This is a genomic window from Pantoea sp. MHSD4 (assembly GCF_021043305.1).
Taxonomy (GTDB): Bacteria; Pseudomonadota; Gammaproteobacteria; order Enterobacterales; family Enterobacteriaceae; genus Pantoea; species Pantoea eucalypti.
Map to the genome: position 1 here is coordinate 1,006,988 of NZ_JAJNDH010000001.1, position 20,766 is coordinate 1,027,753.

Genomic DNA, 20,766 nt, shown 5'->3' on the forward strand with positions numbered 1-20,766 from the left:
ATTGCCGGGCCGTTACGGGCCCGTCCGCTCTCTCAATGGAGGTGTTGATGTCTTTTTCGCGATCCACTGCTTTTCGCCACCGCGCGGCACCTGCATTGAAGTCGGCGGCTAAATTTATCATTATCAATGCTGTTACCTACGGTCCCGCCGGTGTCACTGGCTGGGCGGTGAAATCGGTAGCGCGACGCCCGTTACGTCTTCTGCTGGCTGTGGCACTTGAGCCATTGCTGAAACGCGTGATGAATCGGGTGGCATCGCGCTTCATCAGGGAGAACGATGAAAAGACTGCAAAGTGAATTAATGGCATTAATGAACCGTGGCGTTGATCGCCACCTTCGGCTGGCGGTCACCGGATTAAGCCGCAGCGGTAAAACCGCCTTTATTACCTCACTGGTCAATCAGCTTTTAACGGTTCACAGCGGCGCACGTTTGCCGCTGTTTTCCGTTGTGCGGGACGAGCGACTGTTGGGCGTCAAACGGGTGCCGCAGCGGGACATGGGAACCGCGCGCTTTACCTACGACGAAGGCCTGGCACAACTCTACAGCACGCCGCCCGCCTGGCCGACGCCCACCCGTGGCGTCAGCGAAATGCGTCTGGCGCTGCGTTACCGTCCAAATGATTCGCTGCTGCGTCATCTGAAAGAGACGGCAACACTCTATCTGGAAATTGTCGACTATCCCGGAGAATGGCTACTGGATCTGCCGATGCTGGCGCAGGATTATCTCGCCTGGTCACGGCAGATGAACGGTCTGCTGCAGGGCGATCGTGCGGAGTGGGCAAAACCCTGGCGCACGCTCTGCGAAAAACTCGATCCGCTTGCTCCCGCCGATGAAACCCAGCTGGCAGAGATTGCTGCGGCCTGGACTGACTACCTGCATCGCTGTAAATCTGAAGGCCTGCATTTTATTCAGCCTGGACGGTTCGTGCTGCCTGGCGATATGGCAGGCGCGCCTGCGCTGCAGTTTTTCCCCTGGCCAACCGCTGATGAGTCGCAACTCACTAAGCTGGCGCAGGCGGATAAGGGGAGTAACTTCAGCATGCTGCAGCAGCGCTTCAACTACTACTGCCAGCATGTGGTGAAGGGCTTTTACAAAAATCACTTCCTGCGTTTTGACCGCCAGATCGTGCTGGTTGACTGCCTCCAGCCCCTGAATAGTGGTCCTCAGGCGTTTAATGATATGCGGCTGGCGCTGACTCAGCTGATGCAGAGCTTTCATTACGGCCAGCGCACCCTGTTTCGCCGGCTTTTCTCACCGGTGATCGACAAATTACTGTTTGCGGCGACTAAAGCGGATCACATCACCAGCGATCAGCACGGCAACATGGTCTCGCTGTTGCAGCAACTGGTGCAGGATGCCTGGCAGAACGCCGCGTTTGAGGGGATTAGCATGGACTGCATCGGACTGGCATCAGTGCAGGCGACACAGAGCGGCCTGGTCGACCACCGTGGCGAGAAGATCCCGGCCCTGCGCGGTCACCGGCTGGATGATGGTGAACCGCTTACCGTCTATCCGGGTGAAGTCCCGCCGCGCCTGCCTGGCAATGCCTTCTGGCAGCAGCAGGGTTTTCAGTTTGAACAGTTCCGGCCGCAGCAGCTCGACGTCGACCGTCCACTGCCGCATATCCGCATGGATGCCGCGCTGGAATTTTTATTGGGAGATAAATTGCGATGAGTGATCCGCTGAAGCCGCGTATCGATTTTGCTCGCCCGCTGGATGAGAGTACTACTACGCCGCTGCGTCCGGCGCAGACCTTTGAAGCGGACGCGCAGGCTGCGTTTCTGGCAGTGCAGGATGAAGATGTTGCCGTAGAAGAAGAAGGTGCAGGGGAGCGCGCAGTGGAAGCGGCTCTGAAACCTAAACGCAGTCTGTGGCGCAAAATGGTGACCGCAGGCGCACTGCTGTTTGGCGTTAGCGTGATTGCGCAGGGGGTGCAGTGGACGCATGACGCCTGGCTGGCACGCGACTGGTTTTCACTGGGGAGCGGCGTAGCAGGCGGACTTATTGTGCTGGCGGGTGTCGGCGCGCTGACCACTGAGTGGCGTCGGCTCTACCAGCTGCGTCAGCGTGCCGAAGAGCGGGATGTGGGCCGGGAGCTATTGCACAGTCATGGTATCGGTAAAGGTCGGGCATTCTGCGAAAAGCTGGCCCAGCAGGCTGAACTGGATCAGGCGCATCCGGCCCTGCAGCGCTGGCATGCCTCGCTGCACGAAACCCACAATGACAGCGAAATCGTGCGCTTGTATGCGCAGCTGGTGCAGCCCGTTCTGGACAGGCAGGCGCGGCGTGAAATCAGTCGTCATGCTGCGGAAGCAACACTGATGATTGCGGTCAGTCCGCTGGCACTGGTGGATATGGCGTTTATCGCCTGGCGTAATCTGCGGCTGGTCAATCGCATCGCGGCGATATACGGCATTGAGCTGGGCTACTTCAGCCGTATCCGGCTGTTCCGCCTGGTGCTGCTCAATATGGCTTTTGCCGGCGCGTCCGAACTGGTGCGGGAAGTGGGAATGGACTGGATGTCACAGGATATCGCAGCCCGGCTTTCCACGCGTGCTGCCCAGGGCATTGGTGCCGGTCTGCTGACAGCAAGGCTGGGCATCAAAGCGATGGAGCTTTGTCGTCCACTGCCGTGGCTGGAGCAGGATAAGCCACGGCTTGGCGATTTTCGGCGCGAACTGCTGGGCCAGCTGAAAGAGGCACTGCAGAAGGGCGGTAACAAATCAGCCTGAATCTCTCGTGACATATTAAAGGCGGCATAGCCGCCTTTAATGATCAGTGAGGCTGGCGCAGCACCTGCCGTGAATCGATAATCAGACACTCACCCGGACAGGCGGATTCATCTGTAATCACCGGATTTGCAGGCAGCGTAAAGGCCATGCCATTTTTCTCCCTGATAAAATGCGCCATCCCGGCAAATGTCCAGGACATACTCAGGCCCAGCCCCCCGAAATCATCATACTTCCGCAACGTCGCAACCTTCGGCAGGTATTCACCGGTCAGGCGATAATAGAGTGCCCCTTTAAATTCCTTTGGCACCTGCCGGGTAATCGCCTGATCGAGCAGGGCAAACTCTTTACGAGCCGGCACGGAATAGCCGTTGATTAAATGACTTATCGACAGTGAGGCGGCAGCGATCACGAGCAGCGCATAAAATGCATTTTTCCATTTTAATTTTTTGCTGATTTCAAACAGGCCGAGAATAAACGCACTGGTGGTAATCAGCGCACCGGCAATCAGGGTGCGGTAAGCCGCCATGCTTTCACTGACGATCAGATTAGGCAGTGCGGCGATCAGCAATAAAACAAACATCAGATAGAATTTGTCGTTACCTGCTGCTTTAATTTTTTTCAGTCCAGACCCAATAATGATCGATGAGATGATCACCGACACCGTTTTTGCGCCGAGGTCAAAATTACATATAACGTTCTTAAGGTATTCGGTGAAAAACCATTTCAGCTTAACCGGGATGTCGTAGCTGAATGCTGAACGTGGCAACGTATGACCATAAAGCTGAACGGGCAGTACCTTTGACGCGATCAGCGCAGCGAACATACCCGCACCCAGAACCATCAGTGAGATCACTGCACGTTTCGTATCGACTTTTCTTTCTGAAAAGCAGAGGTCAAACGCGGCAAAGAAGGTAAAGGTCATCGCTGCCGGTTGATAAAGACAGAAGGCAAGGGTCAGCAGACAGAACGCGATAAGGCGACTGGTCATGCCCGTTTTAATGGAAAAACGGTAACTTGTTCCCGCCAGCAAAATTGCAGCGATATAGGGGAAACAGGATGCCCAGGCGATATAAACCTGGAAGGAAGGCAGCAGACAAAGCAATAGCGAAAATGTGATTCGCTGAGCCTGACTCTCAAGAAGTGCCATTTTCTGACACAGGGTATAAATGTAATACCCGGTAAAAATGAGCAGAACAATCGAGACTGAACGCAGCAGTGCCAGACGTTCTACACTCCCGACCAGAAAGGAAGCGCTGTACTGGATAATGCCATAAACCGGCCTGCCGGATAATGTGTCCCAGTTTAAAATACTGAGCCTGTCAAAATTAGCCCAATAGAGATTCGTCCAGTCATCGGTATAGGCGTAATGCGTTAAATAAGCGGGGCTGTATGCAAGCAGAAATACTGTCGCAAAAAGCAAAAACACCTTATTGCGGCTTATGCCGTTATCAGTGGCGAACATCTGTCATCCTTTTTAATCTGACCATTTCTCTGAGTCTGAACGGGCCGTTTAGTCGGTGTCCTGAGAGGGGGTTATTTTTGTCGGTGCCACTTTTCGCAAAATATAGCGAGGCCGGTTTTTAGTTTCCATGTAGATGCGGCCAATATATTCGCCTAACACGCCAATGCCAATAAGCTGAACGCCACCCAGAAAGAGCACGGAGACCAGAATTGAGGGATAGCCTGGCACCGGGTTACCGAACAGCAGTTTATCCGCGATCATCCAGAGACCATATAAAAAGGCCAGCGAGGCCACCAGAAAGCCCAGGTATGACCAAATCCGCAGCGGAACGGTAGAGAATGAGGTCAGACCCTCCAGCGCAAGATTCCACAGCTTCCAGCCGCCAAATTTACTGCGGCCTGCGATCCGCTCCGTTCGCGTATATTCCACAATATCCGTCTGTCCGCCGACCCAGCTAAGAATGCCTTTCATAAAGAGATTCTTCTCAGGCAGCAATTTAATATTCTCAACGACTTCACGCGACATCAGCCGGAAATCACCGACATTCTCTTCAATCTGCGGATGGCTGATGCTGTTATGCAGTTTGTAAAACCAGCGGGCTGTTTTGCGTTTGAGGTGGCCATCGGCACTGCGGTCAATCCGTTTAGCTAACACAATATCAGCCCCAGCCTGCCACTTCCGGATCATCTCGGGAATAATCGCGATCGGATCCTGCAAATCCACATCTATCGGGATAACCGCATCGCCGGTTGCGGCTTCCAGTCCGGCAAACAGCGCCGGTTCTTTGCCGAAATTTCGAATAAACGACAAGCTGCGCACCAGCGGATCGCACTGGCTGAGTTGGGTAATCAGCGCATGCGTTGCGTCTGTGCTGCCATCATCAATAAATACGATCTCAATCTGCCAGGCGGCCAGTGCTTCATCTTTTCTGACCGCGTCATAGAAAAGAGGGATGACATCCTCTTCATTGAATACCGGTACCACCAGAGAGATTTTCATTATTCTCCTTTGAAAACAATAAAGCGGGAAAAAAGAAAGCCACACGCCAGACTGATAGCCGAGGAGGCGATCAGCGTAATAAGGGGATAGAAGCCAAAATGGTCAGCCAGATAACCTACGCTGAAAGCCATCGCACCCATAAAAACGACGTAAATAAGATAACGCCAGGCCGTTGCCTGCTGCTCAAAGGTCCAGCGCGCATTAACGAAAAAAGAGAAGGTAACGGCCAGGCTAAAAGCAATCAGGTTAGCGGTCGACTGGAATAATCCAAGGCTGAGGCAGATAAAAAAAGTCACCCAATGGATCAGGGTATTTATCAGGCCCACAGTCAGATATTTTGCGAAGAAAGTCAGCATATTATAATCAATTCTACTCAGTTGAGAAAAATATACAGCAATAAGTCTTTAATCAACAGTCTGGTACTGACAAAAGCTGACAACCAGCAATCGATACCGGAATCCAGCCGGTCAGTACAAAACTCCGGCATACACGCTTAAGCTGTCAACTTTTCCTGACAGATCCCTTTCTACCGGCGCATCACTTAGCGTAATATTCATTTATCTGAACCTGATTAAGGCGAACGCAATGCGTCTGGAAGTGTTCTGTCAGGACCGCATCGGTCTGACGCGTGAACTGCTCGATCTGCTGGTGGCACGCAACATTGATTTACGCGGTATCGAAATTACGGCGCTTGGCCGCATCTACCTGAATTTTTCGGCACTGGAATTTGACGCTTTCAGTAATCTGATGGCAGAAATCCGGCGTACACCGGGCGTAACAGATGTGCGCACGGTAACGTACATGCCTTCGGAGCGTGAACATCGCGCGCTGAGTGCCTTACTGGTGGCCATGCCAGATCCGGTTTTCTCCATCGATCTGAAAAGCAAGGTGGAACTGGCTAATCCGGCGGCACAAAACCTGTTTAATCTTGATGAAGAGAAAATGCGCAATTTCAGCGCCGGCAACCTGATTAATGGCTTTAACTTCATGCGCTGGCTGGAAAGCGATCGGGTTGAGGCGCAGGCGCAGCATGTCGTCATTGAAGGGCGCGATTTTCTGATGGAAGCGCGCCCTATTTATCTGCCGGGTGAAGAGGGCCAGAACGACAGGCCGGTCGGGGCGATGGTGATGCTGAAGTCAACCGCTCGCATGGGCCGTCAGTTACAGAATCTGGTGGTCACCGACGAATCCGAGTTTGACCATATCATTGCCGTCACGCCGAAGATGCGTCAGGTGGTCGATCAGGCGCGCAAACTGGCGATGCTGGATGCGCCGTTACTGATTGTCGGCGATACCGGCACCGGGAAAGATATGCTGGCACGCGCCTGTCATCTGCGCAGCGCCCGTGGGAAAAATCCTTTCCTGGCGCTGAACTGTGCCTCATTACCCGACGACGTTGCGGAAAGCGAGCTGTTTGGTCATGCCGCCGGTGCCTATCCGAATGCGCTGGAAGGCAAGAAGGGCTTTTTTGAGCAGGCCAATGGTGGCTCGGTATTGCTGGATGAGATTGGCGAGATGTCGCCGAGAATGCAGACCAAGCTGCTGCGTTTTCTCAATGATGGCACCTTCCGCCGCGTCGGTGAAGAGCATGAAGTCCATGTTAATGTGCGCGTAATCTGCGCTACGCAGAAGAACCTGATTGAACTGGTGCAACGCGGTGAGTTTCGCGAAGATCTTTTTTACCGGCTCAATGTGCTGACGCTGCAACTGCCCCCGCTGCGCGATCGACCGCAGGATATCCTGCCACTGACCGAGATGTTTGTGGCCCGCTTTGCGGATGAGCAGGGGATGGCCCGGCCGCGACTCTCGCCACAGCTCATTGCATTTCTGACGCGCTACGCCTGGCCAGGCAATGTGCGTCAGTTAAAAAATGCGTTGTATCGCGCGTTAACCCAGCTGGAAGGATATGAACTGCGACCGCAGGATATTGTGTTGCCTGAACAGACGCTGGATGTATCGCTGGGCGATGAAGCACTGGAAGGAACGCTGGATCAGATTACCAGCCGTTTTGAGCGGTCAATTCTGACGCGGCTTTATCTCTCCTATCCCAGCACCCGAAAACTGGCAAAACGTCTGGGTGTTTCCCATACCGCGATTGCCAACAAGCTGCGTGAATATGGTCTGGGGCAGAAGCGCACCGAAAGCGAATGATCGGTAAGCAGAGAGCAGGAAGCGGATAACCAGGTTATCCGCTTTTTTTATTACTTCAGCGCGGCCAGGGCAGCGTCGTAATCAGGCTCAGTGGTGATTTCATCAACCAGCTGGCTGTAAATCACTTTATCGTTCTCATCCAGAACGATCACCGCACGTGCGGTCAGGCCTTCCAGCGCACCATCAGCAATTTCTACACCATACTCATACTTAAATTCTGAGCCGCGCAGCGTCGACAGCGTCACCACATTGCTCAGGTTTTCCGCGCCACAGAAACGCGACTGGGCAAAAGGCAGATCGGCAGAGATGCATAACACCACGGCGTTATTCAGCTCGCTTGCCGCCTGGTTGAATTTGCGCACTGATGAGGCACAGACACCGGTATCAACGCTTGGGAAAATGTTCAGAATTTTGCGTTTTCCTGCATACTCAGAGAGCGCAACGTTAACCAGGTTCTTTGCTACCAGCGTGAAAGGCTTAGCTTTATCGCCAGCCTGTGGAAACTGACCTGCAACCGGAACGGCATTACCCTGAAAATGAACAGTCTGAGACATAGTGATTCCTTTTGATGATAAAAAAGATCTGACACAAAACGGCTAAAGATAGCCGTTGTTTATGACATAAATGTTAAGGGTTTACGAGTTCAATTGTGGAATTTAACGTGGCGGTCTGCCACTGCGTCACACTTTGTGGAGTGTAAATGAGAACGGTAAAAAGTTATCCCGAAGCCTGGCCGTTGCATACGCCGTTTGTCATTGCCCGTGGAACCCGGACCGAAGTCAAAGTGGTGGTGGTTGAAATTGAGGAAGATGGCGTAAAAGGCGTCGGTGAAGCGACGCCCTATGCGCGCTATGGTGAAAGCGAAGCATCGGTGCTGGCGCAGATCGCCACGTTGCTGCCCGCGCTGCAAGAGGGCATGACGCGCGAGGCATTACAACAGGCGCTGCCTGCCGGGGCGGCGCGCAACGCCATCGACAGTGCACTGTGGGATCTCGCCGCACATCAGCAGCAGCGCAGCCTCTGGGCGCTTAGCGGTGTGACTGCGCCTGCTGATGTCGTGACCGCGCAGACCGTCAGCATTGATACTCCTGAGGCGATGGCCAGCAGCGCACTCGCACTGTGGCAGCATGGTACAACACTGCTGAAAATTAAGCTGGATAACAATTTCATTACTGAACGGCTGATGGCCATCCGCGCCGCCGTGCCGGAGGCAACCCTGATTGTGGATGCAAATGAGTCCTGGCACGCTGAAGGCCTGGCGGCACGCTGTCAGCTGCTGGCAGACATTGATGTGGCGATGCTGGAACAGCCTTTACCTGCAGGTGAAGATGCGGCACTGGAGAACTTTATCCATCCCTTGCCCATTTGTGCCGATGAGAGCTGTCATACACGTGAAAGCCTGGCCGCGCTGCGAGGCCGTTATGAGATGGTCAACATCAAGCTGGATAAAACGGGCGGTCTGACAGAGGCGCTGGCGCTTGCCGATGCCGCGCAGCAGCAGGGCTTTGCGGTGATGCTGGGCTGCATGCTCTGCACCTCGCGGGCGATACGTGCTGCGCTGCCGCTGGTGCCGCAGACCCGTTTCGCCGATCTTGATGGGCCGACCTGGCTGGCGGTGGATGCAGAACCGGCGATCACCGTGCGCAGCGGTCGGCTGATTATTGCTGCCAGCGCAGCAAACTAACCATCATCTCAAGATAGGTCTCCGTGGCTTCATCCACGGAAATCACCGGCATCTCAGCGGTCACGCAGGGCAGACTGAGATCGTAACACCAGCTGCCGAATGAGCCAGGCGTGTCATATCCTACGCTGCTGACGCGAGGAAGGCCGGTTTGGCTGGCCAGCCAGCCGCCAATCTCCACCTGATGCGGGTCGTCAATACAGCCCAGCGGCTCATGCCAGGAAACGATCCAGGCTGGCTTAAGTTGATGTATCAGGGCACAGAGCGCCAGTGTTTCCGGTTCAGAACCCGGATGCGTGCCGGTTGAGAGCGTGACATCCCGCGCATCGGCAGCGCTGTTCCAGCGATAAACGGTCTCTCCGGGCTGCCAGTTCGCTGCCGGGAAGTTGCGGTTGAGATCGACGCCATTTGCGTTAGCGCGCAGGCCAAGCTGACAGCCATCAGGATTGACTGCCAGCACCACGTGGTGCCGACGCATGCCATCGGGCAGTGTCCGTAACGCAGCAGAAAGGGTGGCGATGGCCGCATTTTCATCACCGTGTGTGCCAGCCAGAATCAGACCGCTGTCGGGGTCACCCAGTGGCGCTGGAAACCACAGCAGCGGCGCGCCCAGCACGGAGCGGCCATACTGCTGATACGAAACGTCAAGTTTGCCGCGAAGGGGACGCGGATGAAGTGGCGACATACAGATTTCCTCAAAGGGTTTTACTCAAAGTAGCGGAAAAGCCGTGTGCGGAAAATAGCTATTTATCTGTCAGCCATTTGCGATAAAGTGCCCTGCACAAGCTACATCGGCAACAGACTGATGCAGCACTTCTTTGGGGTAAAGGAGTGATAATGGTTAAGACCTTTCGTATGACGCTGGCAGCAATCAGTCTGAGCAGCATCCTCACACCCGCCATTGCGGCGAATCCACCCGCTGGCGCGCAGCTGGCCGAGCAGCAGCAGATCGTCCGCCATATTAAAGATGAACCCGCTTCACTTGATCCGCTTAAAGCGGTAGGGCTGCCTGAAATTCAGGTGATTCGCGATCTGTTTGAAGGTCTGACAAATCAGGATGCTCAGGGCAAAATCGTGCCGGGCGTGGCACAGAGCTGGAGCAGCAGCGACAACAAAACCTGGGTCTTCACCCTGCGCAATAACGCGCGCTGGTCAAACGGCGAACCGGTCACGGCGCAGGATTTTGTCTACAGCTGGCAGCGGCTGGTCGATCCCAAAAACAGCTCAGGCTCTGCCGGGTTTGCGGGGTTAAGCGGTATTGAAAATGCGGCAGCGATTACCAAAGGCGAAATGACCCCCGATAAACTGGGAGTGACTGCCCAGAGCAAAACCCAGCTGAAAGTGACGCTTGATCGTCCTGTGCCGTGGTTCCCGGCGCTGGTGGCTAACGTGGCGCTCTTCCCGGTGCCGCAAAAAGTCATTGCCCAGCAAGGTGACAGCTGGACGGTACCCGGTAAACTGGTCGGTAACGGTGCCTATCAGCTCAGCGAGCGGGTAGTGAACGAGAAGATTGTCCTGACCCGTAATCCTCATTACTGGGATGATGCACATTCGGTGCTGACGAAAGTGACCTTTGTGCCAATCAATGAAGAGTCGAGCGCGACTAAACGTTATCGTGCCAACGACATTGATATCACCGAATCTTTCCCTAAGAACATGTATGCGTTATTAAAGAAAACGTTGCCGGGAGAGGTCTACACACCTGACCAGTTAGGCACCTATTACTATGCGTTTAACACCCAGAAAGGACCGACTGCCGATGTGCGGGTTCGCAAAGCACTGTCCTGGTCTATCGACCGAAACGTCATTGCTGACAAAGTGCTGGGCACCGGTGAGAAACCGGCATGGCACTTTACGCCAGATGTGACAGCAGGCTTTAAGCCACTGCCCACGTTTATGCAACAGCACGATCAGAACGCCCTGAATGCGCAGGCCAAATCGCTGCTCGCCGCCGCCGGTTACGGTCCGGGTAAACCGCTGAAGCTCAAACTGCTCTACAACACCTCTGAGAGCCATCAGAAGATTGCGATTGCCGTGGCCTCAATGTGGAAAAAGAACCTCGGTGTGGATGTCACACTGGAGAATCAGGAGTGGAAAACCTACATCGACAGTCGTAACAGCGGAAACTTCGATGTGATTCGTGCCTCGTGGGTGGGAGACTACAATGAGCCCTCCACCTTCCTGAATCTGCTGACCTCGGGCAACAGCAGCAATATCGCGCGCTTTAACAACGCGGATTATGATGCAGTTGTCGCTAAAGCCAGCCGTGAAACCAGCGAGCAGGCACGTAACAGCGATTACAACCGTTCCGAGCAGATCCTCGCTGAACAGGCCCCGATTGCGCCCATCTATCAGTACACGAATGGCCGACTGATTAAACCCTGGGTTAAAGGCTATCCCATCACCAACCCTGAAGATGTCGCCTACAGCCGTGAACTGTGGATTGAAAAGCACTAAGCCTGTGGTGGCCGGTTTCCCGGCCACCTGCTGACATCTTTCTTCACAGCCCGGAGATTGCAACTCAACGCCGTCACGTTAGACTGTATCGTATTGATATTAGTGGTGAGGGAATGTTGTGGACGTCATTGAAGGAAAAGCATTACAGGTTTCAGATGCCATCATTTCATGCCAGCTGGATGGCAAGGGTGGGATGATCCCGATAGCTGAAGATGAAGTTATCGAGTGTGAGCAGCCCTGCTGGCTGCATCTGAACTATACCCACAGCAAAAGCGCAGAATGGCTGCAGTCAACGCCGCAGATTCCCGATGCCGTGCGTGACGCCTTAGCGGGTGACAGCATGCGTCCCCGCGTCAGCCGGCTGGGCGACGGATTTATGATCGTGCTGCGCAGCGTTAACCACAACACCGATGCGCGTCGTGACCAGCTGGTGGTAATGCGCGTGTTCATCAACGATAAGCTCATCGTCTCGACCCGGCGGCGTAAAGTCTCTGCCGTCGATGAAGTGCTCACCGATTTGCAAAACGGTAACGGCCCGATTGACTGCGGCAGCTGGCTGGTCGATGTCTGTGATGCCCTGACCGATCACACCAGCGAATTTATCGAAGAGTTACATGACAAAATCATTGAGCTGGAAGATGCGCTGCTTGACCAGCGGATGCCCGCGCGCGGCGAGCTGGGCCTGCTGCGCAAACAGCTGATTGTGATGCGGCGTTACATGGCACCGCAGCGCGATGTTTATGCCCGGCTGGCCAGTGAAAAACTGGGCTGGATGGATGACAGTGAACGACGCCGGATGCAGGAAATCGCCGATCGGCTGGGACGCGGACTGGATGATCTGGATGCGGGCGTAGCGCGCACTGCGATTCTGGCTGACGAGGTGGCCTCTGCGATGGCGGAGTCGATGAACCGCCGCACCTATACGATGTCACTGATGGCGATGATCTTCCTGCCCGCTACGTTCCTGACCGGTCTGTTTGGGGTTAATCTGGGTGGCATTCCGGGCGGTGGATGGGAGTACGGCTTCTCTATCTTCTGTCTGCTGCTCGTGGCACTGGCGGTGGGCGTCGCGGGTTATCTGCGTAAACGGCGCTGGCTGTAACGCGGAAAGGTAACATCGGCGGGGGCGTCTGATTTGAGGACGAAAATCCCGCCGGGTGGGATAAAAATCATAATAAGAAAGCAAAAGCTGATCGACATCAAGAACCTAATGCCGCTGCTGACGCAAACTCTCTCCCGCAGGTGAATGCAACGTCAAGCGATGGGCGTTGCGCTCCATATTGTCTTACTTCCATATTTAGAATTATTGCATAGCACAATTAATTCAAAACATGCCGGCCCGTGTGCCGGCTTTTTTTTTGCCCGCCTGGCTGGAACGCCAATCCTTTTCTAAACTTAAAGTCCATTCGCAAGAAAAGGAGTACGGCATGAGCGCGATTTACAACAGCGAGCCGATCCCTACGGATCCAGTCCCGATTCCTGAACCGATTCCTCATCCGCAACCCCAGCCTGATCAGCCGACCGATCCGGAATATCCGCCGATAATGGATCCACCGCCGCACCGCAACATATAAGTTAAGGGCGTGCTGCCAGCAGCACGCCCTTAACTTATCAGGTACTTACTTAATCTGAAGCACATCCAGACGTGCGCTGAGGTCCGGTGCATCGTCTTCATCAGCTCGCCAGCCCACAGGCTGCAACGGCAGGGTTTCGCGGTCAAAAGCGAGATCGCCGCCATCAACGACCGCATCGCCATGCTTAATCCCTTTAAAATCGAACAGATTGATATCTGCCAGGTGCGACGGCACGACGTTTTGCATTGCGCTGAACATGGTTTCAATGCGGCCAGGATAGCGCTTATCCCAGTCACGCAGCATATCGGCTACCACCTGCCGCTGCAGGTTTGGCTGAGAACCGCAAAGATTGCACGGGATAATCGGGAACTGACGCGCGTCTGAGAAACGAATGATATCTTTCTCGCGGCAGTAGGCCAGCGGACGAATCACAATCTGCTTGCCATCATCACTCATCAGTTTTGGCGGCATACCTTTCAGTTTTCCGCCGTAAAACATGTTCAGGAACAGCGTCTGCAGGATGTCATCGCGATGGTGGCCGAGCGCGATTTTAGTACAACCCAGTTCAGTCGCGACGCGATAGAGAATGCCACGGCGCAGACGCGAGCAGAGTGAGCAGGTGGTTTTACCTTCCGGCACTTTCTCTTTGACGATGGAGTAGGTGTCTTCTTCGATAATCCGGTACTCAACGCCCTGTGCCTCAAGATATTGCGGCAGGATGTGCTCCGGGAAGCCAGGCTGTTTCTGGTCGAGGTTAACGGCAATCAGGCTGAAGTTGACCGGCGCACTTTTTTGCAGGCTGCGCAAAATTTCCAGCATGGTGTAGCTGTCTTTACCGCCCGACAGACAGACCATGATGCGGTCGCCTTCTTCAATCATATTAAAATCTGCAATGGCTTCGCCGACGTTACGACGCAGACGTTTCTGCAGCTTATTGAGGTTGTACTGTTCTTTCTTGTCAACCGTTTGATTATCTTGCATTTTTACCTATCTCAAAAACCAGAGAGCGTAGCCGAAGGGCAAATTGCTGTGCGCGTCCAGCCAGACACTTCACTGCGGTGTCACGAACATGCAGCGTATGGTACGGATTGTTGTCGCGAATGCCAGCACTGGAGTGAAGTAATCAGCGGAAAATCGCTGCCGGAGGCATCCGGCAGCGTCTCTCTTTCAAAGCAGATATTGCCGAAAAGGAATGCCGCGAGGAAAATGCTGGTGAGAGCGCGCTTTTACATCCCCAGGAAGAAAGTCTGCTGGATGAGACGATGCCACGCGGGAGAATAGTGCGAGGTCAGCTGGCAGGAACATTTTTCCACTGACAATCAATTTCATCACTGTGTGTTGAGCAGGAAGGGGGGGAGGCCTGGTAAGCATCAGCACGCACATGATCTTTTTTTGCTGTACAACCGGCGATCATAAAAATGACAGAGAGAATGAATAGCGTTTTCATCGGGTCGATTTAATGAGTAAAAAAAGCAGCTTACGCAGTTATTAATCAATACTGATTAAACGGCGTGTTGTCTGTACTTGCCAGATTTGATACGCATCAAATTAAGTCGGATACGAAACCTCACAGGGTTTATTTTGTGACCCGGAATGACTTTTACAATGTCAAAATCTGAAAATCATACTTTGTTGAATATACGTTTGACCAATCAGATAGAGACTAATCCTTATATTGCCGCTGAAGCCTGTGAAACGTTAAATTCAGATTGTTTTGCTTACACACCGCGCCGTTGCTTAAGCCATTGCTGCTCAAGGTGAATATGTATCCATCAGGTTACAATGATCAGTAAATTGTCAGGATGCGGGAAAGGTATTTTGCGTTTGATTTTTTTATTGCAACGTCCTGCGTGGATGCCGTTCGTTTCGCACATTTCGGCAATACAGCATTCCGATGAAGCCGTTTAATGACCGGGTATAAAATTAAAAAATGAATCAGCATTTAACGTCTATGAAAGATTCGGATAAAACAGAAAAAATAAAGAAATACGGCATCAGATTTATTATGACGCTGCTACTCTTTTTACTTTGCTATGTTGCCGTCATGTATTGCGGGGTTTTGTTGCTGGTTAACCGACACGGTTTGCTGCATTTTCTGCTGCACTAAACGCATTACCGTCAGCCACAGGCTTTAAAAATCCAGCGGTAGGCATGATGCAGAAAATGCCTGAGCACTTCCATTAAATCCTCAGCCCCTTCTTCTGCCAGACATTGTCCGGTCTCCAGCGCATTATTCACTGAATCCCGATGTTCCAGGAGCATCATGATGGCTGCGGCGCCCGCTATCAGCGTAAAAATCAGCATGCTGACTGCGAACCGATATTTAGGCGAAGTACTGGAAAGGGCGTCTTCTGGATGGTCAGAGTTCTGAGGCATTAGTTTCCGGGTAAAATGATTACGTAAATTAACAATAACGGATTATGCCATTACTTCCCGGCAGGCACTACTTTTAAGGTCAGACTCTGCGCATTTTTGATTTTTCAGAAATGGCAGGAGAAGGAGGGCGGTGACTGCCGCTCACCGCCTTCTGCAAGGTTCTTATGTGTTTGTCGCCATGTGTAGTGACGGGGTTGTTCAGCAAACGTTTACATCATCTCCAGTGACTGAACGCCTTTTATCTCAATGACCTTATCGTAGAGGTGCGCATCATTTGACTTGCGGGACAACGTTACCTGTATGCTGAGTTCGCACAGGCCGCTCTCCTCATCTCGATTAATCACCGTCACATTGCCATAACGAATACCTTCCCGCTGCATAACCAGTAGCACCAGCGGCACGCTTTTAGGCTTAAGGAAAACCAGTAACGTATGGTGCTTGCCGATTAAAACATGGCTCAGGCGGCGGAACACTTCCAGCACCACCAGCGCCAGCACTGTGCCATAAATGCCGATCTCATACATGCCGCTGCCGATCACCAGACCAATCGCTGCCGTTACCCATAATCCCGCTGCCGTGGTCAGGCCTTTCACCACCTGCTTCTGAATCATGATGGTGCCTGCGCCCAGGAAGCCCATACCGCTGACGACCTGGGCTGCAATACGACTGGGGTCCAGTGCCACATGGTCGCTGGTGAGCATATCGGCGAAACCATACTTCGACACCAGCATGAACATCGCACTGCCGATACCGACCAGAATATGGGTACGCAGTCCCGCTTCTTTGGCCCGCATCTGACGCTCCAGACCAATCAGGCCGCCAAGAATACCGGCCAGGGCGATGCGAATTAACATATCCATTAACATGGCTTTACTCCGAAATAATAGGAACCGAAAAAGGGTGACAGTTCAGCGATAGCAGGTAAACAAGATAATTCTGCTTGCAAATCACGGTGGAGAATTTTGTAAAAAGCTGTTTCACCTCTCGACCCCTTGTGCTGCCTGACATATGCTGAGCCAGCCTATTATCCCCATTCCCGGAGTCCGATTGATGAAAGCAGCCACCTTTTTGCTGGCCGGTGCCGCATTATTACTCTCTGCCTGCAGTAGCAACAGTGATGATAACGAGCCACCGCAACAAGCCACCGCCGCGCACATCCAGCCTCGTGTGGTGATGTCTTCCCTGGCAGAAAGCACCTGTTCGAACGCAGGCGGAACGCTGGCGTTTTCACATCAGCTGGATGGATCACGTGTGGGCATGTGTCAGTTAGTGAATGGCCGTCGCTGCGATGAGCAGGCGTTAATTGGCGGGAACTGCGCGCGCTGATGAACAGGCCGGATAGCACCGGCCCGCATCATTAGCAGAGAATCGTCAGGCTGAGAGTCGGTTCGGGCACTCTTCACCCCGATCGAGCTGGCTAAGATTATTCAGTGTCGTCTCGGAAATGGCCGTCAGCGCTTCAGCCGTTAAAAATGCCTGATGACCGGTAAACAGTACGTTATGGCACGCTGAAAGACGACGGAACACATCGTCCTGAATCACATCATTCGACTTATCTTCAAAGAACAGGCCACGTTCATTCTCATACACATCCATGCCGAGCGCGCCGATTTTCTGCTGTTTCAGCGCATCAATCGCTGCCTGTGAATCAATCAGCCCGCCACGACTGGTGTTGATGATCATCACCCCATCGCGCATCTGACGAAACGCGTCGGCATTCAGCAGATGATGGTTCTCCGGGGTCAGCGGACAGTGCAGCGTAATGACGTGGGATTCTGTAAACAACGTCTTTAAATCAACATATTCTGCGCCCAGCTCACGCGCCTGCTCACTTGGGTAGGGATCAAACGCCAGCAGCCGCATACCAAAACCTTTCAGAATCCGCATGGTCGCAATGCCGATCTTACCCGTGCCGATAACGCCCGCCGTTTTGTTGTACATGTTGAAGCCGGTCAGTCCGTCGAGCGAAAAGTTCGCATCACGGGTACGCTGATACGCGCGATGAATACGGCGGTTAAGGGTCATCATCAGGCCGATAGTATGTTCAGCCACCGCTTCCGGTGAGTAGGCCGGCACCCGTACGACTTCCAGACCCAGCTCTTTCGCTGCAGCCAGATCGACATTATTGAAGCCAGCGCAACGCAGCGCGATATATTTCACACCCAGTCCGGCCAGCTCTTCCAGCACCGGGCGACTGCCGTCATCATTAACAAAAATGCAGACAGCATCGCAATCCACTGCGGTTTTGGCCGTGCTCTCTGAGAGTAAAAAGTCAAAAAATACCAGTTCGAAACCAAACTGCTGGTTAACCTGCTCAAGGTATTTCTGATCGTAATGTTTGGTGCTGTAAACCGCGATTTTCATCGTTGTGCTCCTGCAGAGGTGATAAACCAAGGATAACGTTTTCTGACCGACTTTGCTGAAACTGCGTATTTGCGTCCCGTGCACACCTTCACCTCTGGCAGATTACATGCCATCATCGTTGTCAGGATACTGTAAGGAAAAGGATTATGGCTTTTATGCCACGGATGTTCCGGCGACGGCTGGCGGCCGTACTTGCGCTGATTCTCCTGCTGCTCGGCCTGATGTTGACTGTGACGCAATGGCTGCCAAGGCTGGTCGGCATCTGGCTGCCTGAGGATACCCGCATTGAACTGACGGGTGCACCGCGCTGGCGGCAGGGCGGCCTGTGGCTGCCTCAGATTCGTTACCTCGCCGGCGATTGCTCACTGGCAACCGTAAAGGCAGTGTCACTGGGCTGGCATCAGTCGCGCTGGAAGCTGGATGCGGACGAGCTGGTGGTGGAGAGCACCTGCCTGCAAAAATTACCCGCCAGTGACGAGAGATCGACAGCCCCCAAAACGCTGGCCGAATGGCAGGCAATGCTACCGGGTGCCGATGTTCATCTGAACAAACTTGTCGTGGCACCCTGGCAGGCCTATGCGGGCGCGCTGGACCTGACGCTGGAAAAAGATCGCCAGCAACTTAATTATCAGGGCGACAACCTGCAACTGGCGGCGACGCTGACCGGTCAGCAGCTCGCGATCAGTCGCCTGACGCTTACCCATCCTGCGCTGCCTGAACCCATTACGCTAAGTGGTCATCTTGAGTTACCTGCTTTCGCCACCGATCTGCCGGTGAATGGTGAGGTGGACGGACAACTGGCGCTGGATGCATTACCGCATCCGCTGCAGTTAACGCTCAGCTGGAAGCAGCAGCAGGGCGAGTTACGCGTGGGGATGATGGATGAGAAAAGGCCGCTTCTCAGACTGCCGTGGCAAATCAGCCGCGATCAGATTCGGATCGAAAAGGGCGAGTATTTCTGGCCTCTGGCGGCTCAGCCCCTGTCTGGATTTATTAACCTGACGCTGGATAACTGGCAGTCAGGTCTTGAAAACAGCCAGATCACGGGGCGCGTTAACCTGCTGACTCAGGGACGTGGCGGTAAAGGTAACGTGGTACTGGGCGTCGGTCCCGGCAACCTGAGTCTGACCAATAGCCACCTGCCGTTTCAGCTGACCGGTGAAAGCAAGCTGGCCGATCTGCAACTTTTCGGCTCTATTCCCGGCGTGCTCAACGGCTCGCTGCTCGATCCTCAGTTAGTTTTGCAACCTAAATCGCTGCTGCGCCTGCGGGGGCGACTGCTCTCCACGCTGGAAGTGGACGAAGCGCGCTGGCCGCTGGCCGGCGTGCGACTCTCCTCGCAGGGTATTGATGGCCGCCTGCAGGCCATTCTCAACGCGCACGATGCCAGCTTTGGCCGCTTCCGGCTGCATCTTGATGGTCGCGCCACAAATTTCTGGCCCGATAAGGGCGAGTGGGACTGGCGCTACTGGGGCGGGGGCGAGATGCTGCCGCTGCAGGCACGCTGGGATGTCAAAGGCACCGGCGGCTGGCACGACACGCTGATCCACCTTGATACGCTCTCCACCGGATTTAATCAGCTGGCTTATGGCAGCGTTAGCGTCGCAAAACCGCGCCTGACACTGACCGAACCCGTTAAGTGGCAGCGCGATGTGGCGCAACCTTCCTTCAAAGGCCATTTCAGACTGCAGGCGGGCCAGACCCACTTCACCTATGGCGGCCGTCTGGCTGATTCCACGCTGGACTTTGAGGCGAAAGGCCGTGATCCCGGCTATTTCCTCTGGCGGGGCGAGTTAAAAGCGGGGAGGGTTGGCCCGCTGCGGGTGAATGGCCGCTGGGACGGTGAACGGTTACGCGGTCAGGCCTGGTGGCCGGCACAGTCGCTGACCGTGTTTCAGCCGCTGCTCAGCCCCGACATGAAAATGCAGATTCAGGGCGGCAGTTTGCAGGCACAGGTCGCATTCTCCGCTGCCAGTAAACAGGGCTTCCAGGCGGGAGGCCACTGGACGGTCAAACAGGGCAGTGTCTGGACGCCGGACAGTCAGGTGAACGGTATCGACTTCTCGCTGCCGTTCAGGTTTCATGAGCAGCAATGGCAGTTTGGTCAGCATGGCCCGGTATCACTCCGCATTGCCGAGGTGAAGAACCAGTTTGCCATGCAGAATATTCGGGCCGATCTGCAGGGTAACTGGCCGTGGTCTGAACAATCCCCCCTGACTTTACAGGATGTCAGTCTTGACCTGCTTGGCGGACAGATTACGCTGCCAGCCCTGCGTATGCCGCAACATGATCCCGCCCGGGTGTCGCTGCGTAATATCAGCCTCAGCGAGCTGGTGACGGCGCTGAAGCCTAAACAGTTTGCCATGTCAGGTAAGGTTAACGGTGAGTTGCCGCTGTGGTTGAATAATCCACGCTGGCTGGTGGAGAAAGGGTGGATTGCTAACAGCGGTCCGCTGACTTTCCGGCTGGATAAAGATATGGCGGATGCGATTACCCGCAACAACGTAGCGACCGGCGCAGCGCTGGACTGGTTACGCTATATGGAAGTCTCCCGCAGCTGGGCGACAATCAATCTGAATAACCTCGGCGACCTCACTATGGAAGCGCAGGTACAGGGCGTCAGCCAGTTCAGTAACCGTCGTCAGACGGTCAATCTTAACTATCGTCATCAGGAAAACCTGTTTCAGCTCTGGCGCAGCCTGCGCTTTGGCGATAATTTGCAATCCTGGTTAGAGCAACATGCGACTTTGCCATCGAACAAGGACACTTCACCATGAGCCTGAGGCCATTACTGGTTCTGGCAGCCGGACTGCTGAGCATCGGATGCGTGCCACGCATTGAAGTCACGGCACCCAAAGACCCTATCACCATCAATATGAATGTAAAAATCGAGCATGAGATCCACATCAAAGTTGATAAAGACGTGGAAGCGTTACTGAAAAACCAGAGCGGACTGTTCTGAGGAGAGCC

General features: G+C 54.0%; 20 protein-coding genes. 11 read left to right on the forward strand and 9 right to left on the reverse strand.

The window, feature by feature from the left end; translation table 11 throughout:
• Positions 1 to 47: 47 nt before the first annotated feature.
• The 3 genes from pspD to LQK91_RS04650 are packed head-to-tail and all read left to right on the forward strand — an operon-like array spanning position 48 to position 2,732.
• Positions 48 to 296 (forward strand): phage shock protein PspD, encoded by a 249-nt coding sequence (pspD, locus tag LQK91_RS04640; protein WP_039660166.1) that lies wholly within the window; start codon positions 48 to 50, stop codon positions 294 to 296.
• Entirely contained in the window at positions 277 to 1,674 is a 1,398-nt protein-coding gene (locus tag LQK91_RS04645) for a YcjX family protein (RefSeq protein ID WP_039660168.1), read from the forward strand. Before pspD ends, LQK91_RS04645 begins: the two co-directional genes overlap by 20 nt.
• The gene (locus LQK91_RS04650; RefSeq protein WP_003853794.1) at positions 1,671 to 2,732 is read left to right on the forward strand and encodes a YcjF family protein; all 1,062 of its coding nucleotides are present in this window, start codon (positions 1,671 to 1,673) and stop codon (positions 2,730 to 2,732) included. Before LQK91_RS04645 ends, LQK91_RS04650 begins: the two co-directional genes overlap by 4 nt.
• Positions 2,733 to 2,775: 43 nt before the next feature.
• On the opposite strand, the gene LQK91_RS04655 is transcribed toward LQK91_RS04650, so the two are convergent.
• Genes LQK91_RS04655 through LQK91_RS04665 form a run of 3 tightly spaced genes read right to left on the reverse strand, consistent with a single transcriptional unit; the run spans position 2,776 to position 5,549 of the window.
• Positions 2,776 to 4,194 carry a hypothetical protein gene (locus tag LQK91_RS04655; protein ID WP_105099143.1) on the reverse strand — a complete coding sequence of 473 codons (1,419 nt, stop codon included), beginning with the start codon at positions 4,192 to 4,194 and terminating at the stop codon, positions 2,776 to 2,778.
• Between the two features lie 48 nt (positions 4,195 to 4,242).
• Positions 4,243 to 5,193, reverse strand: a complete 951-nt coding sequence (locus tag LQK91_RS04660; protein WP_003853790.1) for a glycosyltransferase family 2 protein — start codon at positions 5,191 to 5,193, stop codon at positions 4,243 to 4,245.
• Entirely contained in the window at positions 5,193 to 5,549 is a 357-nt protein-coding gene (locus tag LQK91_RS04665) for a GtrA family protein (protein ID WP_003853788.1), read from the reverse strand. Before LQK91_RS04665 ends, LQK91_RS04660 begins: the two co-directional genes overlap by 1 nt.
• Positions 5,550 to 5,778: 229 nt before the next feature.
• Here LQK91_RS04665 and tyrR point away from each other — a divergent pair, with 229 nt between their 5' ends.
• A complete protein-coding gene (gene tyrR / locus LQK91_RS04670; RefSeq protein WP_003853785.1) occupies positions 5,779 to 7,344 on the forward strand; it encodes a transcriptional regulator TyrR in 1,566 nt (521 codons plus the stop codon).
• Between the two features lie 50 nt (positions 7,345 to 7,394).
• Here tyrR and tpx read toward each other — a convergent pair whose 3' ends face one another.
• Positions 7,395 to 7,898: a thiol peroxidase gene (gene tpx / locus LQK91_RS04675; RefSeq protein ID WP_003853783.1), complete on the reverse strand. Its 504-nt coding sequence runs from the start codon at positions 7,896 to 7,898 to the stop codon at positions 7,395 to 7,397.
• A 146-nt stretch (positions 7,899 to 8,044) separates the two neighbouring features.
• Between tpx and ycjG the strand changes: the two genes are divergently transcribed.
• The gene (gene ycjG / locus LQK91_RS04680) at positions 8,045 to 9,028 is read left to right on the forward strand and encodes an L-Ala-D/L-Glu epimerase (protein ID WP_003853781.1); all 984 of its coding nucleotides are present in this window, start codon (positions 8,045 to 8,047) and stop codon (positions 9,026 to 9,028) included.
• Here the strand turns inward: ycjG and mpaA are convergent.
• On the reverse strand, positions 9,003 to 9,710 hold the full coding sequence (mpaA, locus tag LQK91_RS04685; protein ID WP_033763000.1) for a murein tripeptide amidase MpaA: 708 nt from the start codon (positions 9,708 to 9,710) through the stop codon (positions 9,003 to 9,005). The two genes, ycjG and mpaA, sit on opposite strands and share 26 nt — an antisense overlap.
• Before the next feature lie 152 nt (positions 9,711 to 9,862).
• Here mpaA and LQK91_RS04690 point away from each other — a divergent pair, with 152 nt between their 5' ends.
• From LQK91_RS04690 to LQK91_RS04700, 3 genes are all read left to right on the forward strand, one after another.
• Entirely contained in the window at positions 9,863 to 11,482 is a 1,620-nt protein-coding gene (locus LQK91_RS04690) for a peptide ABC transporter substrate-binding protein (protein WP_003853778.1), read from the forward strand.
• Between the two features lie 118 nt (positions 11,483 to 11,600).
• Positions 11,601 to 12,584: a zinc transporter ZntB gene (gene zntB / locus LQK91_RS04695; RefSeq protein WP_003853777.1), complete on the forward strand. Its 984-nt coding sequence runs from the start codon at positions 11,601 to 11,603 to the stop codon at positions 12,582 to 12,584.
• Between the two features lie 325 nt (positions 12,585 to 12,909).
• Complete coding sequence (locus LQK91_RS04700; RefSeq protein WP_003853775.1) at positions 12,910 to 13,056, forward strand: hypothetical protein; 147 nt, start codon at positions 12,910 to 12,912, stop codon at positions 13,054 to 13,056.
• Positions 13,057 to 13,101: 45 nt separating this feature from the next.
• On the opposite strand, the gene ttcA is transcribed toward LQK91_RS04700, so the two are convergent.
• The 3 genes from ttcA to LQK91_RS04715 form a co-directional block, all read right to left on the reverse strand.
• The gene (gene ttcA, locus LQK91_RS04705) at positions 13,102 to 14,037 is read right to left on the reverse strand and encodes a tRNA 2-thiocytidine(32) synthetase TtcA (RefSeq protein ID WP_003853774.1); all 936 of its coding nucleotides are present in this window, start codon (positions 14,035 to 14,037) and stop codon (positions 13,102 to 13,104) included.
• Positions 14,038 to 15,174: 1,137 nt separating this feature from the next.
• Positions 15,175 to 15,432, reverse strand: a complete 258-nt coding sequence (locus LQK91_RS04710; protein WP_008925248.1) for a hypothetical protein — start codon at positions 15,430 to 15,432, stop codon at positions 15,175 to 15,177.
• A gap of 209 nt (positions 15,433 to 15,641) precedes the next feature.
• Complete coding sequence (locus LQK91_RS04715; protein ID WP_003853765.1) at positions 15,642 to 16,298, reverse strand: MgtC/SapB family protein; 657 nt, start codon at positions 16,296 to 16,298, stop codon at positions 15,642 to 15,644.
• Positions 16,299 to 16,482: 184 nt separating this feature from the next.
• On the opposite strand from LQK91_RS04715, the gene LQK91_RS04720 reads away from it, so the two are divergent.
• The gene (locus tag LQK91_RS04720) at positions 16,483 to 16,758 is read left to right on the forward strand and encodes a putative hemolysin (RefSeq protein ID WP_003853763.1); all 276 of its coding nucleotides are present in this window, start codon (positions 16,483 to 16,485) and stop codon (positions 16,756 to 16,758) included.
• A 45-nt stretch (positions 16,759 to 16,803) separates the two neighbouring features.
• Here the strand turns inward: LQK91_RS04720 and LQK91_RS04725 are convergent, their stop codons facing one another.
• Positions 16,804 to 17,796 carry a 2-hydroxyacid dehydrogenase gene (locus LQK91_RS04725; protein WP_003853762.1) on the reverse strand — a complete coding sequence of 331 codons (993 nt, stop codon included), beginning with the start codon at positions 17,794 to 17,796 and terminating at the stop codon, positions 16,804 to 16,806.
• 146 nt (positions 17,797 to 17,942) lie between these two features.
• Here LQK91_RS04725 and LQK91_RS04730 point away from each other — a divergent pair, with 146 nt between their 5' ends.
• On the forward strand, positions 17,943 to 20,573 hold the full coding sequence (locus LQK91_RS04730; RefSeq protein WP_105099144.1) for a YdbH family protein: 2,631 nt from the start codon (positions 17,943 to 17,945) through the stop codon (positions 20,571 to 20,573).
• Positions 20,570 to 20,758, forward strand: a complete 189-nt coding sequence (locus LQK91_RS04735; RefSeq protein WP_003853757.1) for a YnbE family lipoprotein — start codon at positions 20,570 to 20,572, stop codon at positions 20,756 to 20,758. The genes LQK91_RS04730 and LQK91_RS04735 overlap by 4 nt, the downstream gene beginning before the upstream one ends.
• Positions 20,759 to 20,766: the final 8 nt, after the last annotated feature.